At 65.0% G+C, this 17069-nt stretch carries 19 protein-coding genes; 12 read left to right on the top strand and 7 right to left on the bottom strand.

The window, feature by feature from the left end; genetic code table 11:
- Positions 1 to 94 precede the first annotated feature (94 nt).
- Positions 95 to 769 carry a GcrA family cell cycle regulator gene (locus tag J7S20_RS14415; RefSeq protein WP_284054934.1) on the bottom strand — a complete coding sequence of 225 codons (675 nt, stop codon included), beginning with the start codon at positions 767 to 769 and terminating at the stop codon, positions 95 to 97.
- A gap of 76 nt (positions 770 to 845) precedes the next feature.
- Here J7S20_RS14415 and J7S20_RS14420 point away from each other — a divergent pair, with 76 nt between their 5' ends.
- The 8 genes from J7S20_RS14420 to queE all read left to right on the top strand — a co-directional run bounded on the left by J7S20_RS14420 (position 846) and on the right by queE (position 9551).
- Positions 846 to 1682 carry an ABC transporter permease gene (locus J7S20_RS14420; RefSeq protein ID WP_284054935.1) on the top strand — a complete coding sequence of 279 codons (837 nt, stop codon included), beginning with the start codon at positions 846 to 848 and terminating at the stop codon, positions 1680 to 1682.
- Positions 1683 to 1739: 57 nt separating this feature from the next.
- Positions 1740 to 4178, top strand: coding sequence for a zinc-dependent metalloprotease (locus tag J7S20_RS14425; RefSeq protein ID WP_284054936.1), 2439 nt, complete (start codon positions 1740 to 1742; stop codon positions 4176 to 4178).
- A 121-nt stretch (positions 4179 to 4299) separates the two neighbouring features.
- Positions 4300 to 5496 (top strand): aspartate aminotransferase family protein, encoded by a 1197-nt coding sequence (locus J7S20_RS14430; protein ID WP_284054937.1) that lies wholly within the window; start codon positions 4300 to 4302, stop codon positions 5494 to 5496.
- 86 nt (positions 5497 to 5582) lie between these two features.
- Positions 5583 to 6527, top strand: a complete 945-nt coding sequence (gene argF / locus J7S20_RS14435; RefSeq protein ID WP_284054938.1) for an ornithine carbamoyltransferase — start codon at positions 5583 to 5585, stop codon at positions 6525 to 6527.
- 120 nt (positions 6528 to 6647) lie between these two features.
- A complete protein-coding gene (hslO, locus tag J7S20_RS14440; RefSeq protein WP_284054939.1) occupies positions 6648 to 7565 on the top strand; it encodes an Hsp33 family molecular chaperone HslO in 918 nt (305 codons plus the stop codon).
- An 87-nt stretch (positions 7566 to 7652) separates the two neighbouring features.
- Positions 7653 to 8072, top strand: coding sequence for a DUF3617 domain-containing protein (locus J7S20_RS14445; protein WP_284054940.1), 420 nt, complete (start codon positions 7653 to 7655; stop codon positions 8070 to 8072).
- 160 nt (positions 8073 to 8232) lie between these two features.
- A complete protein-coding gene (gene queC, locus J7S20_RS14450) occupies positions 8233 to 8922 on the top strand; it encodes a 7-cyano-7-deazaguanine synthase QueC (protein WP_284054941.1) in 690 nt (229 codons plus the stop codon).
- The gene (queE, locus tag J7S20_RS14455) at positions 8919 to 9551 is read left to right on the top strand and encodes a 7-carboxy-7-deazaguanine synthase (protein WP_284054942.1); all 633 of its coding nucleotides are present in this window, start codon (positions 8919 to 8921) and stop codon (positions 9549 to 9551) included. The genes queC and queE overlap by 4 nt, the downstream gene beginning before the upstream one ends.
- Positions 9552 to 9570: 19 nt before the next feature.
- Here the strand turns inward: queE and J7S20_RS14460 are convergent, their stop codons facing one another.
- The 3 genes from J7S20_RS14460 to lipB form a co-directional block, all read right to left on the bottom strand.
- Positions 9571 to 10245: a hypothetical protein gene (locus J7S20_RS14460; protein ID WP_284054943.1), complete on the bottom strand. Its 675-nt coding sequence runs from the start codon at positions 10243 to 10245 to the stop codon at positions 9571 to 9573.
- A gap of 208 nt (positions 10246 to 10453) precedes the next feature.
- Complete coding sequence (locus tag J7S20_RS14465) at positions 10454 to 10708, bottom strand: hypothetical protein (protein ID WP_284054944.1); 255 nt, start codon at positions 10706 to 10708, stop codon at positions 10454 to 10456.
- Positions 10709 to 10797: 89 nt separating this feature from the next.
- Entirely contained in the window at positions 10798 to 11490 is a 693-nt protein-coding gene (gene lipB, locus J7S20_RS14470; protein ID WP_284054945.1) for a lipoyl(octanoyl) transferase LipB, read from the bottom strand.
- 62 nt (positions 11491 to 11552) lie between these two features.
- Between lipB and J7S20_RS14475 the strand changes: the two genes are divergently transcribed.
- Positions 11553 to 12377, top strand: a complete 825-nt coding sequence (locus tag J7S20_RS14475; RefSeq protein WP_284054946.1) for a hypothetical protein — start codon at positions 11553 to 11555, stop codon at positions 12375 to 12377.
- Complete coding sequence (locus tag J7S20_RS14480) at positions 12374 to 13102, top strand: hypothetical protein (protein ID WP_284054947.1); 729 nt, start codon at positions 12374 to 12376, stop codon at positions 13100 to 13102. Before J7S20_RS14475 ends, J7S20_RS14480 begins: the two co-directional genes overlap by 4 nt.
- A 10-nt stretch (positions 13103 to 13112) precedes the next feature.
- Here the strand turns inward: J7S20_RS14480 and J7S20_RS14485 are convergent, their stop codons facing one another.
- From J7S20_RS14485 to J7S20_RS14495, 3 genes are read right to left on the bottom strand one after another with little or no spacing between them, the layout of a single operon-like run.
- Complete coding sequence (locus J7S20_RS14485) at positions 13113 to 13697, bottom strand: GNAT family N-acetyltransferase (protein ID WP_284054948.1); 585 nt, start codon at positions 13695 to 13697, stop codon at positions 13113 to 13115.
- Entirely contained in the window at positions 13688 to 14530 is an 843-nt protein-coding gene (gene hemF / locus J7S20_RS14490; RefSeq protein ID WP_284054949.1) for an oxygen-dependent coproporphyrinogen oxidase, read from the bottom strand. Before hemF ends, J7S20_RS14485 begins: the two co-directional genes overlap by 10 nt.
- Entirely contained in the window at positions 14527 to 14976 is a 450-nt protein-coding gene (locus J7S20_RS14495) for a tRNA (cytidine(34)-2'-O)-methyltransferase (protein WP_284054950.1), read from the bottom strand. The genes hemF and J7S20_RS14495 overlap by 4 nt, the downstream gene beginning before the upstream one ends.
- Before the next feature lie 184 nt (positions 14977 to 15160).
- On the opposite strand from J7S20_RS14495, the gene petA reads away from it, so the two are divergent.
- Together petA and J7S20_RS14505 are read left to right on the top strand one after the other, a co-directional pair.
- Positions 15161 to 15751, top strand: coding sequence for a ubiquinol-cytochrome c reductase iron-sulfur subunit (gene petA / locus J7S20_RS14500; protein WP_284054951.1), 591 nt, complete (start codon positions 15161 to 15163; stop codon positions 15749 to 15751).
- 4 nt (positions 15752 to 15755) lie between these two features.
- Complete coding sequence (locus J7S20_RS14505; RefSeq protein ID WP_284054952.1) at positions 15756 to 17063, top strand: cytochrome b; 1308 nt, start codon at positions 15756 to 15758, stop codon at positions 17061 to 17063.
- Positions 17064 to 17069 lie beyond the last annotated feature (6 nt).

Consider the following 17069-nt stretch of genomic DNA (forward strand, 5'->3'; position numbering starts at 1 on the left):
CCACCGGTATCGGCCGCGCCGAACCGGTGTGCGATATTTTGCGCTGGTCGCTATGCCGCGCGGTGAACGGTTGCGCGCGAGCGGCGCCAGCCGTTCAGCGGACGCGCGGGCCGCCATAGGGCAGCGGCGGAGGCGGGCGACGGTCGCGACGCGGAAGCTGCGCCTGATAAGCGTGGCCGCAATGTTCGACGCAATAGGGAAAGCCCGGATTCACCTTGTCGCCGCAGAAATGGAAGTCCGGCTCGCCCGGATGGCCGATCGGCCATTTGCAGATTCGGTCGTTGAGATCGAGCAGGCTGGTCTTGTCGGCGATTTCCTCCGACGGACGTGCGGGCACAAGGCGGCGCGGCGGTGCGGGTGTCGTCGGCGGGCCCTGATCGCCCGGATTCTGACGCAGGAAGCCGCCGGGTCCGATCGAGCGCGCAACGGGCTTCTTGCTGCCTTCCTCTTCCGCATCGTCCTTGGCCTCTGCGGCAGCCGGAGCAGGCTCTGGCTTCGGCGCGGCGGCGGCAGGTGCGGCGGGCGCCGGCGATGCCTTTGGCTTGGGCGCAGGCTTTGGCGTGGGTGTCGGTGATGCCTTTGCCGCCGGCTTGGCATCCGAATCGCCCGCCTTGACCGGCGACGGACGCGATTTCAGACCGAGCCGGTGGGCCTTGCCGATCACGGCGTTGCGGCTGATGCCGCCCAGCTTTTCGGCGATCTGGCTGGCGGTGCTGCCCGATTCCCACATCTTGGTCAGCGTTTCGATACGTTCTTCGGTCCAGCTCATCCGTATTCCTCAAACAGCAACTCAATCGGCGATGCCGGGTTGCGGGTCTGCGCGGCAGCGATTACGCGATGCTGCCATGAACGACCAGCCCAAATCCGGCGAAGCCATGATTTCCGCGCCAGGCGAACCGAAAATCCGGAACGTCAACTGGGGCGGCCTCAAGACCCTTTATATCAAGGAGGTACGCCGTTTCTTCAAGGTGCAGCTCCAGACGGTATGGGCACCGGCGGTTACGACGCTGCTTTTCCTCGTGATTTTCACGGTCGCACTGGGCGGGCGCGGACGCCATGCGGTGATGGGCGTTCCGTTCGCCGACTTCATCGCGCCCGGCCTTATCGTGATGGGGATGCTGCAAAATTCGTTCGCCAATGCGAGCTTCTCGCTGCTCGTCGGCAAGATCCAGGGAACGATCGTCGACTATCTGCAACCGCCGCTGTCGACCGCCGAGCTGCTCGCGGGGCTTGCCGGTGGGGCGGTGACGCGGGCGTTCTGCGTGGGCGGCGCGGTGTGGATCGCGATGGCGCTGTGGCCCGGCGTCCATGCCAGCCCGATGCACCTTTGGGCGATCCTGTGGTTCGGCTTTCTCGGGTCGCTGTTCCTCGCCTTTCTCGGCGTGCTGACGTCGATCTGGGCGGAAAAGTTCGATCATGCCGCAGCGGTGACCAACTTCGTCGTCGCGCCGCTCGCGCTGCTTTCGGGCACCTTCTATTCGGTCGAGCGGCTGGCGCCGGCATTCCAGGTGGTCAGCCACCTCAACCCGTTCTTCTATATCATCTCGGGCTTCCGCTACGGCTTTCTCGGCGTGTCCGACTCGCCCGTCGCGGTGGGCGCGGTCGTCGTGCTGGCGATCGACGTGGCGATCGGTCTGCTGTGCTACGCACTGCTCAGGACCGGGTGGAAGATCAAGAACTGACCGGCGCGGTTCAGGCGCGGGGCGACGAACGATATCGGGGGGCATATGCGACTGGGCTTGTTGACCGCAATCGGACTGGTGCTGGCGAGCCCGGCACTCGCGGATGCTCCCAAGGACAAGCCGGTCTTTGCCGACACGGTCGCCAGCGACGGGCTGATGCCGGTCCATGTCGATACGCAGGGCGGGCGCATCCTCCTGACGCTGCCGCCGCCGGGCGAGGACGGTGTTTCGGCGCGCTATCTCTACACCACCTCGCTGCGCACCGGACTCGGCTCCGCGCCGACCTTTCTCGATCGCGGACGCGTCGGCAACACGCAGATCGTCGCCTTTCGCCGTATCGGCAAACGGATCGCGGTTCAGTATGAAAACCCCCGCTTCCGCGCCAAGGGTGCCGAACGCGCCGACCCGGCGGGAAGCGGCGATTTCGCCGTTTCAACCGTGTGGATGGGCGATATCGTAAAGACGCTACCCGATGGCAGCATCGTGGTCGATATTTCCGATTTCCTGACCGCCGACACGCTCGGCATCGCCGATTCGCTGTCGCAGTCGAGCGACTTCGCGGGGACGGGCGACGCCGCGCAAGGCGCGGGCAAGGGCTTCAAGCTTGCCGACAAGCTGTCTGCCGCGGTGCCCGCGTCGGTGAAGGTGTTTCCGAAGAATATCGAGATCGACGCGGTCCAGACCTACACGTCCGACAAGCCGGGCGACGAGGTGTCGAACATCGCGCCCGATCCGCGGCAGGTGAGCTTCACCGTCCATTCGAGCTTCGTGGCGCTGCCCGGACCGGGCTTCAGCCCGCGCGCCTTCGACCCGCGTATCGGCGGCTTTTCGACGCAGGTGGTCGATTTCGCAGCGCCGCTGGGCGACGATGTGGTGCGCGATTTCGCCAACCGCTTCCGGCTCGAAAAGGTCAATCCGGGCCCCGCGCCGTCGCGGGTGAAGCAGCCGATCGTCTATTATGTCGACAGCCGCGCACCCGCGCCGATCCGCCAGGCGCTGATCGACGGCATAAGCTGGTGGAAAAAGGCGTTCGAGGCGGCGGGCTTTATCGACGCCTTTCAGGTGAAGGTGCTGCCCGACGACATCGATCCGATGGACGTGCGCTACAATGTCGTCAACTGGGACGACCGGGCGACGCGTGGCTGGTCCTACGGGCAGGAGATCGTCGATCCGCGCACCGGAGAGATCGTCAAGGGGATGGTCGTGCTCGGATCGCTGCGCGCGCGGCAGGACATCCAGATTTTCGAGGGGCTGGTCGGCGCCGACAAGCTCAATAGCGGCGGGCCGAACGATCCGGTCCGCGCCGCACTCGCCCGGTTGCGCCAGCTTGCCGCGCACGAGGTCGGGCATACGCTGGGCTTTGCGCATAATTTCGCCGCGAGCACGCAGGACCGCGCCTCTGTAATGGACTATCCCGCGCCGCGTATCGGGCTGGTCGACGGCAAGCCCGACCTGTCGGACGCCTATGGCGTCGGCGTGGGCGCGTGGGACATGGCGACGGTCGACTGGCTTTACGGCGAACCCAGCGATGCGGCGGCGCGGGCCAAGGCCGCGGCGGTGGTCGCATCGGGACTGCGCTATGTGCCCGACGACAATGCGCGATCGCCCGACACGGCGCAGCGCTGGGGCGGATTGTGGGACGACGGCGCCGATCCGACCGCCGAGCTGAACCGCATGATGCGTGTGCGCGCGGCGGCGATCGAGGGGTTCGGGTTGAACGCGCTCAAGCCCGGCGAGCCGGTCGCCGATCTGCGCCGCCGGTTCGTGCCGATCTGGCTGCTCCACCGCTACGAGGTCGTAGCGGCGGCAAAGGCGATCGGCGGCGCCGAATTCGGCTATGCGGTGAAGGGCGGGGGGCGTGAACGCGCAGTACCCGTGCCCGCCGATGCGCAGCGCGCCGCGCTCGATGCGCTGCTCGCGACGATTTCGCCCGATGCGCTGCGCGTTCCGGCGCGGCTGGTGCCGATGTTGTCGGTACCGCGTAACGGCAGCACCAACCGCCAGTTCGATATCGAGGTGTTCGACAGCTCCGGCGGTCCGCTGTTCGATCCGCTCGTTGCCGCGGATGCCGCGACCGAGATCACGCTGAAATCGCTGCTCGCGCCTGCTCGGCTGGCAAGGGTTTCAGCGCAACATATGGTCGATGGGCAGATACCGGGCGTTGAGGAAATCCTCGACCGGCTGACATCGGCGACCCTGGGGCACGCGAACGACGCACTGTCGCAGCGTATCGCCTATCGTACCATCGTGACGCTCGCGGGCACCGAGCGGGACAAGGCGACAGCGCCGGGCGTGGCCGCGCTGATCGACCAGAAGCTTGTCGATATCGGCACGATGCTCGCGAAGCGGCGCGGCGATGCCTGGGCGGCGAGCCTGTCGCGCAAGCTGCTCGATCCGGGCGAGCGGGCGAAGCTTGCCGACGACATGCCGCGCAGCGTGCCGATCCCGCCCGCCGACCCGATCGGCGGCGGCGAGGGCGGCTGGATGGACCTCTGAAGGCGCGCCCATTGACGGGAGTGGCCGCGGCCCCGTAAACACGCGCTCCGGGGCGGTCCGGCAATGGCCGCCCCTTTGCGTTTCGGAGTTTTCCCTTACCCTTTTTCGAGGAGCAGTTCCCATGACCATCACGCCGCTCATGCCCGTTTATCCACGGTGCGATGTGCGTCCGGTGCGAGGCGAGGGCTGCTATCTGATCGGTGAGAATGGCGAGCGCTATCTGGATTTCGCGAGCGGAATTGCGGTCAACTGCCTGGGGCACGGCCACCCGCATCTGACCAAGGCGGTGCAGGAGCAGGCCGCGACGCTGATGCACGTGTCGAACCTGTACGGCAGCCCGCAGGGCGAAAAGCTTGCCAAGCGGATCGTCGATCATTCGTTCGCCGACACGGTGTTCTTCACCAATTCGGGCGCCGAGGCGGTCGAATGCGCGATCAAGACTGCGCGGCGCTATCACCATGCCGAGGGGAATCCCCAGCGCCACGATCTCATCACCTTCAACTCGGCTTTTCACGGCCGCACGCTGGGGACGATTTCCGCCACCAACCAGGCGAAGATGCGCGACGGGTTCGAGCCGCTGCTGCCGGGCTTCAAATATTGCGACTTCAACGATCTCGACGCCGCGCTGGCGATGATCGACGAGAACACCGCGGGCTTCCTGGTCGAGCCGGTGCAGGGCGAGGGCGGCATCCGCGTCGCATCGGACGAGTTCCTGAAGGGTCTGCGCAAGGCATGCGACGAACACGGGCTGATGCTGGTGCTTGACGAGGTGCAGTGCGGCTATGGCCGGACCGGCACCTATTTCGCGCACGAACAATACGGGATCGAACCCGACATCCTCGCCTCCGCCAAGGGCATTGGTGGCGGCTTCCCGCTGGGCGCGTGCCTCGCCACCGAGAAGGCGGCCAAGGGCATGGTGTTCGGCACGCACGGATCGACCTATGGCGGCAACCCGCTTGCCATGGCGGCGGGCGAAGCGGTGCTCGACGTGATGCTCGAGGACGGGTTCCTGGATCATGTGAAGGCGATGGGCGAACGGCTGCGTTCGACGCTCGAACAGATGATCCCCAATCACGACCATCTGTTCGACAGCGTTCGCGGCAAGGGGCTGATGCTTGGGCTGAAGCTCAAGGAACCGGCGGTGGCGCGCGACTTCATGGGCTTTGCGCGCGAACATCACGGGTTGCTGCTGGTCGCTGCGGGCGAAAACGTGCTGCGCATCCTGCCGCCGCTGGTGATCGAGGAGAAGCATATCTCCGAATTCGCCGAGAAGTTGAGCGACGCAGCTCGGGTGTACAGCCCGCCTGCCGACGACTGAGATTTGGTCCACACCCGTTCGTGTCGAGCGCAGTCGAGACACGCTTCTCGACGATGATCGAAGCGAACGCCCGGGGGAGTTTCGCGATGACGGTTCGTAATTTCCTGAACTTGTCCGATGCCGGCGGCGAGGGTGTCGCGGCGATGATCGCCGATGCGCTCGACCGCAAGAAAGCGCGCGCCGGCTGGCCGAAGGGCAAGTCCGACGCCGATGCGCCGCTTGCCGGCCGCACGCTGGCGATGGTGTTCGAGAAATCCTCGACACGCACGCGCGTCAGCTTCGACATGGCGATGCGCCAGCTCGGCGGCAGCGCGCTGGTGCTCGATGCCGCGTCGACGCAGCTCGGGCGCGGCGAGACGGTGGCCGACACGGCGCGTGTCCTGTCGGGCTATTGCGACGCGATCATGGTCCGCACCGACGACCATACGAAGATTGAGGAAATGGCCGAATATGCCAGCGTCCCGGTCATCAACGGCCTGACCGACGATTCGCACCCGTGCCAGATCGCCGCAGACCTGCTGACCGTGATCGAGACGGGCAAGGCGTTGCCGGGGCTCAAATGGGCATGGCTCGGCGACGGCAACAATGTGCTGCATTCGATCGTCGAGGCGGCGGGACTGTTCCAGTTCTCGGTCGGTATCGGCTGTCCGGAAGGGTACGACCCGCAGGCGCGCTGGCTCGACGAGGCGAATGCGCGGCTGGAGGGCACCAACGCCCGCGTCGCGATCGAGCGCGATCCGGCGCGCGCGGTGGCGGATGCCGACGTCATCGTCACCGACACCTGGATCTCGATGGGGCAGGCGCATGCCGAGGAAAAACTCGCGGCGATGATGCCCTATCAGGTAACGCCAGAGCTGATGGCGAAGGCGAAGCCCGATGCGGTCTTCATCCATTGCCTGCCCGCGCATCGCGGCGAAGAGGTGGTAGCCGAGGTGATCGACGGTCCGCAGTCGCTGATCTGGCCCGAGGCCGAGAACCGGCTGCACGCGCAGAAATCGGTCCTGCGCTGGTGCTTCGGCCAGATCGGCTGAGTTGCAACTGCGCGATCCGATCCTATTTCCGTCATTCCAGCGCACGCTGGAATCTCCAGAGTTTGGCACGCGCATGCGGCACGAGATCCCGGCTTGCGCCGGGATGACGAGGAATTTGATTTGAGTTCTCAGCCAGTTTCCACCCCCGATATCGGCCGGGCGATCGGCTTCACCATTCCCGATCAGCATGCGCGCGGGCGCATCGCCCGGCTCGGGCCGGTCATCGACGAGATAATGGCAGCGCACGACTATCCGCCGGCGATCGAAAAGCTGCTTGGCGAGGCGCTGGTGCTGACCGCACTGCTCGGTTCGACGCTCAAGGATGTCGACGGCCAGCTGACGCTGCAGGCGCAGACGCAGAACGGCATCGTCAGCCTGCTGGTGTGCGACTACAAGGCCGGCGAGCTGCGCGGCTATGCGCAGTTCGATGCCGACAAGCTGGCCGAGGCGCCGGACGAACCGACGCTGTTCGCGCTGTTCGGCAACGGCTTTCTGGGCGTGACGTTCGACCAGGCGACGAGCGGTGAGCGCTATCAGGGCATCGTTCCGCTCGACGGCGCCTCGCTGTCCGATGCGGCGGAGAGTTATTTCCTGCAGTCCGAGCAGATTCCGAGCCTGGTTCGGCTGGGGGTGCGCCACGGCGACGACGGCAAGCTGATCGGCGGCGGGCTGTTCCTTCAGCATCTGCCCGAAGGAGAGGAAGGGCGCGAAAGGCTCCATACGCGGCTCGACCATCCCGAATGGCAGCATGTCGAAACGCTGGGCGCGACGATGAGCGCCGAGGAACTGACCGATCCGGCGGTGACGCTGGAGGCGCTGATCTGGCGGCTGTTCAACGAAGAAACCGAAGTGAGGACGCTGAGCGCGGTCGAATTCCGCCGCGGCTGCCGCTGCGACGCGGATTATATTTCGCAGGTTCTGGCAAAATTCCCGGCCGATGAGCGCCGCGAAATGGCCGATGAAAATGGCGTTATTTCAGTAGATTGTGCATTTTGTGCGCGCAAATTCCCGGTCCCGGTCGAAGGGCTTGCCAGCTAGGCGGATATTGCATCTGCGAACAGGCTTCCCACCTATAATGAACGCAGGCGTTCATTTCTGTCACGGCCTGCGCTTTGGGAGTCCTTTATGGCACGAAAGATCGCGACCCGCCTTGCGGTGGCGCTGCCGGTGCTCGCATTCGGGTTCGGGCTGGGCGCGGCGCAGGCGCAAGCCCCGACGCTGAAGGCGCTCGCCGGTCTGGAGAGCGGCAGGTGGCAGCTGCGCGAAGCGGGCGGGGCCAGCGAGACGATATGTCTGCCTGACGCGACCGCGCTGATCCAGGTGCAGCACGCCGATGCGCAATGTTCGCGCTTCGTGATCGAGGATGATCCGCGCGACGCGGTCGTGCACTATACCTGCCCGGGCAAGGGGCATGGCCGGACGACGTTGAAGGTGGAAACGCCGCGCAGCGTGCATATCGAGACGCAGGGCGTCGCCGACGGGGCACCGTTCCAGCACCAGTATCAGGCGCGCAAGATCGGGCAATGTTCCCCAGCCGCACGTTAAGCCTGTGTTTACCAAGGCCGGGTAAGACTCGTCATTGCTCCTGTTTTGAGCACGCATAGTTCTCTCTTGTTGGATCTTCCCAAATCATCTGGGCCGCTCGCAAGGGCGGCCCGTTTTCTTTCCGTTGCAGCGGCGCGCGATCGCGCCTAGCCAGCCGAACATGACCGATTCCCAATCTATTGCCGTCGCGCTCGTATCGGGCGGACTCGATTCGATGGTCTCCGCCGCGCGCGCGGTGGAGGACGGGCACCGCCTGCTCGCGCTGTCGATCGACTATAACCAGCGCCACCAGGTCGAACTCGCTGCAGCGCGGCGTATCGCCAGGGCGCTGGGCGCCGAACGGCATATCGTGCTCCCGCTCGACCTGACCGGGTTCGGCGGATCGGCGCTCACCGCCGATATCGACGTGCCGAAAGAGGGCGTGGGCGAGGATATCCCCGTCACCTATGTCCCCGCGCGCAACACGATCTTTCTGTCGCTGGCGCTCGGCTGGGCCGAGGCGGCCGGCGCGCGCGACCTGTATATCGGCGTAAACGCGATGGATTATTCGGGCTATCCCGATTGTCGGCCCGAATTCATCGCCGAGTTCGAAAGGCTTGCCGAGGTCGCGACCAAGGCGGGGGTCGAAGGCGCCCCGTTCAGGATTCGCGCGCCGCTCCAGACGATGACCAAGGCCGATATTGTGCGCGAAACCGTCCGGTTGGGCTTGGACGCGGGGATGAGCTGGTCGTGCTACGACCCCGCGCCGGGCGGGCTGCATTGCGGACTGTGCGACAGTTGCCGGTTGCGCCACAAGGGCTTCGTCGAAGCAGGTGTGGCCGACCCGACCGCCTATGCCGAGGCGCCATGACCTATTCGGTCAAGGAGATGTTCCTGACGCTCCAGGGCGAAGGCGTGAATGCCGGCGCGCGCGCGGTGTTCGTCCGCTTTGCCGGGTGCAATCTGTGGACGGGGCGCGAGCAGGACCGGGCGACCGCGATCTGCCGCTTTTGCGACACGGACTTCGTCGGCACGAACGGTGTTGGCGGCGGCAAGTTCGCTGATGGCGAGGCGCTGGCCGAGGCCGCCGCGCGCCATTGGGGCGCGGGCCGCGACAAACGCCTGGCGGTGCTGACCGGGGGCGAGCCGATGCTGCAGGTCGACGACGCGCTCGTCGAGGCGTTGCACGGCGAAGGCTTCACCATCGCCATCGAAACCAATGGGACCCTGCCGGTTCATCCCGGCATCGACTGGGTGTGCGTCAGCCCCAAGGCGGGGAGTTCGGTGGTTCAGCGCTCAGGCGATGAGCTGAAGCTCGTCTGGCCGCAGGCGGGAACCGATCTGGACGAACTGGAAGGCTGGGATTTCCGGCATTTCCTTGTCCAGCCGATGGACAGCGAAGAAGCCGAGGCCAATCGCGAGGCCGCGATCGCGCTTGCCATGGAACGACCGCGCTGGCGGTTGTCGCTTCAGACGCACAAGCTGCTGGGGCTACGTTAGACGCGGCCCGGCCGGCGGATCAGCCGGCGGCGGGGTAGGGGCCGCAACGCTTCGTGTAATATTCGCCGTCCTTCCAGCATTCGTCGTTGGCGAAATATATGAGGCGCGGGACTTCCCAGCCGAAACGGTCGCGGAACCGCTGTTCGCCCCACGACAGGAGGCTGCGGCGCAGCTCGTGCATGCGGCGTTCGGCAAGGTCCTTCAACCCGCCGCGCGGGGCGAATTCGGCCTGCAGTCCGATATCGTTCGCGGTCTGGCAGAAGCTCAACTGCCCGCCGACGGTCGAAAAGCCCGAATAAACGCGCGTGCTGTACTGATCGAGCTTGGCCTGACCGGCGCGTTTCGATCCCGCCGTGCGGTCGAAATAGTGGGCGAGCGTCTTGTAGGCGTTTTCCAGCTCATCGCTGTGATTTTCGAGCAGCGCGTTATAGTTCTCGACCGTCAGTAGCGAAGGCGCGAACTGGCACTGTAACGCCGCGACGTTGAGCGCGGCGCGCAGGTTCCACACCAGCGCGGCGTTCAGCTCTTCGGGCGTGGCGCCGGGGAATGCCTGTCCGACCATGCCGGGTTCGGCGCCGGTGACGCGCGGGCCGGAAAGATCGACCGGCTTCAGGAAGAACTGGGCCGATGCCGGTGTTGCGGCGAAGCCAAGGGCCATGGCGCACAGCGCCGCGAAAATTCGTAGAACGCGCATACAATCCTCTCATCCGCGACGTGCGGACCGCTGCAAAAGAGTACGGAATTTTCCATGGCTTCCCAAGCGATTTTTACCGGTCATTAGCGATAAAGCGGGCGGTCGCCGGGCTGGAAATACGGCGAGCCGCAGATCGGATCGCAGGCAAAACAAAAGGCCGCCCGGTCGTCCGGACGGCCTTCCGTATAACGTCGATGGACGAAAGGAATTACATTCCGTTCGTCATCATGTCGTTGGCCATCATGTCATTCGACATCATGTCGTTCGCCATCATGGCGTCGTTGCCCATCGTGCCGTCGACCATGGACATGTTGTCGCCCATCGTGCCCATCGCATCGGTCGAATTGAGGTCGGTGATGGTGGTGTTGTCGGTCGTGGTCTCGGTCTGGCCGCAGGCCGAAACCATAAGCGCCGCACCGGCGATCATCGAACCGGTCACGACTTTGGAGATGAGTGCACGCATTTAGAGCTCCCTAATCTAATGGATTGGCTGGCTTGATCGCCGTTAATAACCCAAACCGGGCTGGACATTAATCGCTTAGGCCATCTGCCTCAAGAGTCGTTTTTTGCGCCGCCGGACAGGCTGGCGAGAAACTCGGCAAAGGTAAACGCCAGCGCCGCGTCAAAGGTTTCCAGCGAAATCGCATCGTTCAGCCGTTCGGCGCTGGTGACGGGAAATTCGGGAAGGCCGCAAGGGATTATTCCCCCGAAATCTGAAAGATTTGCGCTGATGTTCATCGAAAAGCCGTGCAGCGTGACCCACCGCTTTACCCGGATGCCGATGGCGCCGATCTTTGCCTCCTGCCCGCCATCGTCGGTCCAGATGCCAACCCGCTCGGGCGCCGCCCATGCTTCTATCCCAAGCCGGGACAGGCTCGAAATCAGCCAGTTTTCCAGCGAATGGACGAATCGGCGCACATCGCGCCCGCGCTTGCCGAGGTCGAGCATCAGATAGCCGACGCGCTGGCCCGGGCCGTGATAGGTATATTTGCCGCCGCGTCCGGTGGGAAAGACCGGAAAGCGCGGATCGACCAGGTCGCCGGGCTCGGCGCTGGTGCCGGCTGTGTAGAGCGGGGGGTGTTCGAGCAGCCAGACCAGTTCGTCCGCTTCTCCGCGCTGAATGTCCGCCACGCGCGCTTCCATCGCCGCAACCGCTTCGGGATAGCCGACCGGTTCGCGCGCGATGCGCCATTCGACGCCGTCGCGGACGATCGACTGACTGTTTTCCAGGACGGTTGGGAGCATTGGCATTTCCGGGAGGCGCGAGTAGACCGCAGATCAACGAGCAATTGAGGGTGGGTGGAACCATGGTCAAGATGGGAACCGTCTGGGACCGTACAACGGAATTCCTTGGCAATCACCTGGGGCAGGTCCTGCCGATCGCGCTGGCCGGCATATTCGTGCCCGCGACGATATGGCAGACGCTGGAGCCGCTGCAGATGCATGCGGAGCCTTCGCTGGGGGCTGCGCTGGTCGTGATCCGCATCGCCCAGATCCTCGTCACCGTCTGGGCGCAGGTCGCGATCACCGCGCTCGCGATCGAAATCGTCAGCGGGCAGACCGCGGCGCGCATCGCGCTTCGCCGGCTGCCGGCGGTGATCGGGGTGGGGCTGGTGCTGCTGGTGGCGCTGCTCCTGCTGCTTGCGCCGCTGTTCGCGATCCTGTGGGCGTCGGGCGTCAATCTTCCGGGAGCGGAAGCGCCGGCGGGCGCGATGTCGCCCGGCGGACTGGCGGCCGCGGTCCTTTACGGCATCCTGCTCGTCCCGGTGCTGTTGATCCTCGGCGCACGCGTGATCCTGACGACGCCGGTCCTGGTCGCGGAGCGAGCGGGCATCCGTGCGATCACGCGGTCCTGGGCGCTTACGCGCGGGCTGACCGCGGGCATCATCGGCGTCGTACTGCTTTACATCGTCGTTTCGCTGGTCGCGCAGATCGCGGCGAAAAGCGCGTTCGGCGCGGTCTTGCTGCTGCTGCTCGGCGGCGACGGGACGATCAACGTGGCGCATGTGCTGACCGCGATTGCGGTCGGCATCGTCGCGACCGTATTCAGCGTGATCCAGGCGGCCTTCGTCGCCAAATTATATGTCGCGACCGCTTCGGGGCCGGCGAGAGGAGCAACCGTACCCGCATGAAACTCGACATCGGCGCCGCCCTGGCCGACGCGCTCGCCATCTGGCGGCAGAACAGCGATCTGCTGCTGCGCGTCGGCGGAGTATTCTTCTTTCTGCCATTGTTCGCGACGGGGCTGTTCCGGCCCGATCCACCGCTTGCGCTCCAGTCCGACCAGGGCGCGGGAAGCATCGAGGCGACGCGCGCGCTGTTCGATTACTATCTCGCCACCGCGCCCTATGTGATCGCCGGCGCACTGGTGACGACGTTCGGCGCGGCATTGCTGTACATGCTGTTCCAGCGCGAACGGCCGCGCGTCGGCGAGGCGATGGGCAAGGTCGCCGCGCTGTTCCTGCCGCTGGTGCTGGCACTGATCGGCATGGAACTGCTCGTGTTCGGTGGCACGATCCTGTTCATCATTCCGGGCCTGTACGCGATGGGCCGGACCTTTCTGGTCGGCATCGTCGTCATCGCCGAGCGGCGCACCAACCCGATCGACGCGCTGGGCCGCAGCATCGAACTGACGCGCGGCCATGGCTGGATATTGTTCTTCGTGACCGCGGTGATCTTCATGACCGGGCTGGTCGCCACCTCGGTCATCGGCGGCTTTCATGACGCGTTGCTCGGCAGCGGGAGCGCCAGCCCCGTTTTCGAGGCGATATTCGCCGCAGCGACGGCGGCGATCGGCACGGTCATCGCGATTGCCGAAGCGCTGATAAAGATCGCGATCTACCGCCGCATGAGCTGAGCGGCGCGCGTCAGTCGATCAGCGGAATGTGCGGCGCGACGTCGCGCGGGAGCAGCCCCGTGACGCGGGGGTCGGGAAAGGTCTCAAGCGTTCGTTTGAACGGCGCGAACCCGCTCGCGCGGTAGAAGCCCAGCGCGTGATGATGGTCGAGCGTGCAGGTATGCACCCACACGCGCCCGATGTCGGCGCGCCATGCCATTCCCAGTGCATGCGCCATCAGCCACCGGCCATATTGCTTTCCGGTCAGTTCGGGCACCAGCCCGACATAGGACAGCTCGCACTGGCCCGCCTCGCGGAAATCGAGTTCGAGCATGCCGACCTCTACCCCGTCGCGGTCGACCACGGCGAAAATCTCTATGCCAGCATGTTCGACGATGGCGGCAAGATCGGCATCGGCCATCGCGAGGCGCGAATACCATAGCCATGGCGAACCCACGCGGCGAAACAGCTCACGGTAGCGCGCCAGCGTCGGCGAGGGCCAGCGCACCAGGTCGAGCGGCGCATCGGGCATCGGCCGGGGGCGCGGTCGCTCGGTCATTTCCAGCGAGGTGACGACGGTGGCGAGATCGCTGCCGCGGACGGGGATCAGTCCCATGTCGCGACCGGCGGCAGGCTCATCAGGATCGCGTCGATATTGCCGCCGGTCTTGAGCCCGAACAGAGTGCCGCGATCATAGACGAGGTTGAATTCGGCGTAGCGCCCGCGCCATGCGCGCTGGCGGTCGAGGTCGCCCGCAGTCCATTCGCTGCCCATCCGGCGTCGGACAAGCTTGGGAAAAATCGACAGAAAGGCGCGGCCGACATCCTGGGTAAAGGCGAAATTGTCTTCGAAATCGCCTTCGAGATGGTCGTAGAAAATCCCGCCGACACCGCGATGTACCTTGCGGTGGGGGATGTAGAAATATTCATCCGCCCATTTCCTGAAGCGCGGATAATGGTCGGGATCATGGGCGTCGCAGGCGGTCTTGAGCGCCGCGTGGAAATCGGCCGTGTCCTCGTCATAGGGAATCGGCGGGTTGAGGTCGGCGCCCCCGCCGAACCAGCGTTTCGTCGTGACCAGGAAGCGCGTGTTCATGTGAACCGCCGGTACATGCGGATTGGCCATGTGCGCGACGAGGCTGATGCCTGTCGCAAAGAAGCGCGGATCGTCGCCCGCGCCGTGGATGGTCTTGGCGAACTCGCCTTCGAACATGCCGCCGACGGTCGAGACGTTGACGCCGACCTTTTCGAAGACCTTACCCTTCATCACGCCGCGGACCCCGCCGCCGCCGGGCCTGCCGGAGGGATCGGTGCGGTCCCACGGCGTATATTCGAAACCGGCGTCGGAGCCGGCCTCCCGCTCGATCGCCTCGAACTCCGCGCAGATCGAATCGCGCAGGCTTTCGAACCAGTCGCGCGCGCGCTGCTGTTCGGCGTCGAGTTCGATCATGCGGGCCATCCTCCGGTCTGGCGTAATGCTTCGCCGAGAGCGATGCCCGCCGCGACCGCGACGTTCAAGGATCGAAATTCGGATGCGATCGGGATGCGCACGCGCAGATCGGCGCGGTCATGGACGAAATCGGGGGCGCCCGCGCTTTCGGAGCCCATCAGCAGCGTGTCGTCTTCGCGAAAACCCGCATCGGGCAGCCGCGTTTGCGCGCGTGTCGTCAACAGGACCAGCCGGCCGCGCAGTGCCTGGGAAAAACCGTCCCAGTCGGCATGGCGCGTGACCTGCGCCAGTGCCGCATAATCCATTCCCGCGCGGGCCAGGGCGCGATCCGAATAGGCAAAGCCCATGGGTTCGATAAGGTCGACCGGCGTGCCGAGGCATGCCGCGAGGCGGAGGATGGTGCCGACATTGCCGGCAATATCGGGCTGAAACAGGGCGATGCGCATGCTTCATCGCATAGCCGCAAGCCGGGTGCTGCGCCAATGATGGGAAATTGCTGTTGGCAAAACGGCTCGCTGGTGTTTATCACCCCGGGCAGCCGCCATTCGAGTGGCTCGGCGCAGGGGGCCTTCCGCGCCATTTCCGCTGGGGGGCGTTGAAGCGTGAGAAATGGTTTGCAAGGGTTGATGCATGGCAACGGTCGATAATGCTGTCCCTCCCGGGGAGAGTCCGGAACCTTTCGAAGAAACGGTAGAGAATCCACGGCGTCGCGACTATCTGTCGATCGGCGCTGTCGCCTTTGCCGGCGTCGGTGCAGGCGTGATCGCGCTGCCGCTGATCAACCAGATGAACCCGTCGGAGGACGTGCTCGCGCTCTCTACGACCGAGGTCGATCTCTCCTCGATCGAACCGGGCCAGGCGATCACGACCAGCTTTCGCAAGCAGCCGCTGTTCGTCCGCAACCTGACGCAGAAGGAAATCGCAGAGGCCGATGCGGTGCCGCTGTCGGACCTTCGCGATCCCGAAACGCTCGAGCAGCGCACCAAGGAGGGCCACAAGAACTGGCTCATCACGCTGGGGGTCTGCACGCATCTCGGCTGCGTTCCGCTGGGCGCGGGCGAGGGCGAGAATCGCGGCCCCTATGGCGGATATTTCTGCCCCTGCCACGGGTCGATGTACGACACCGCCGCGCGTATCCGGCAGGGTCCGGCGCCGAAGAACCTCTTCGTGCCGGATTACAAATTCACTTCGGATACGTCCGTTCTGGTAGGCGAGGCCTGACATCATGAGTTTTCCCTGGGCAGAGCAGTATCGGCCGAAAAACCCGGTCATGCGGTGGCTGGACGAAAAGCTTCCGCTGCCGCGGCTGGCGTACAACGCGATCGGCGCGGGCTATCCCGTGCCGCGCAACCTCAACTATTTCTGGAATTTCGGCGTGCTCGCCGGCGCCGCGCTGGCGATCCAGATCATTACTGGCGTGGTGCTCGCGATGCACTATGCCGCCGATTCGGCTGTGGCGTTCGATTCGGTCGAACACATCATGCGCGACATCAACGCCGGCTGGTTCCTGCGCTATGCGCACGCGACCGGAGCGTCGATGTTCTTCATCGTCGTCTATACGCACATCTTTCGCGGCCTTTATTACGGTTCGTACAAGGCCCCGCGCGAGATGGTGTGGCTGCTCGGCGTCGTCATCTTCCTCCTGATGATGGCGACCGCCTTCATGGGCTATGTGCTGCCCTGGGGCCAGATGAGCTTCTGGGGCGCGCAGGTCATCACCGGCTTCTTCTCCGCGATCCCGATCGTCGGCGAGAATATCCGTATCTGGCTGCTCGGCGGATATGCGCCTGACCAGGCGGCGCTCAACCGCTTCTTCTCGCTGCACTATCTGCTGCCGTTCGTGATCGCGGGCGTCATCATCCTGCACATCTGGGCGCTGCACATTCCGGGGTCGTCGAACCCGACCGGCGTCGAGGTGAAGGGTGAGCAGGACACGGTGCCGTTCCACCCGTATTACACCGCCAAGGACGGTGTCGGCGTGGGCGTGTTCCTGCTGGTCTTCGCGCTGATCCTGTTCTTCGCGCCGAACTATCTGGGCCACCCCGACAATTACATCCCGGCGAACCCGCTTTCGACGCCGGCGCACATCGTTCCCGAATGGTATTTCTGGCCGTTCTACGCGATCCTGCGTTCGTTTACCGCCGATTTCATCCTGCCGGCGAAGCTGTGGGGCGTGCTGGCGATGTTCGGATCGATCCTGATCCTGTTCTTCCTGCCGTGGCTCGACAAGTCGCCGGTGCGGTCGAGCAACTATCGCCCGGTGTACCGTATCTTCCTCGGCATCCTGCTGATCGATGTGCTGGTGCTCGGCTGGGTCGGCGGTTCGGAAGCGACGCCCACCTATCTGATCCTGGGGCAGATCAGCGCCGCATATTATTTCCTGCACTTCCTCGTCATCCTGCCGATCGTGTCGGCACTGGAGCGTCCGCGCCCGCTGCCCAATTCGATCACCGAGGCGGTGCTGAAGGGTGAGAGCGGTTCGCGCATGAGCGAGACGGCGGTCGGCGGCGAACAAGCCGCGCCGGCCGAATAGGGGGCA

The organism is Stakelama marina, from assembly GCF_018122655.1.
Lineage (GTDB): Bacteria > Pseudomonadota > Alphaproteobacteria > Sphingomonadales > Sphingomonadaceae > Sphingomonas > Sphingomonas marina.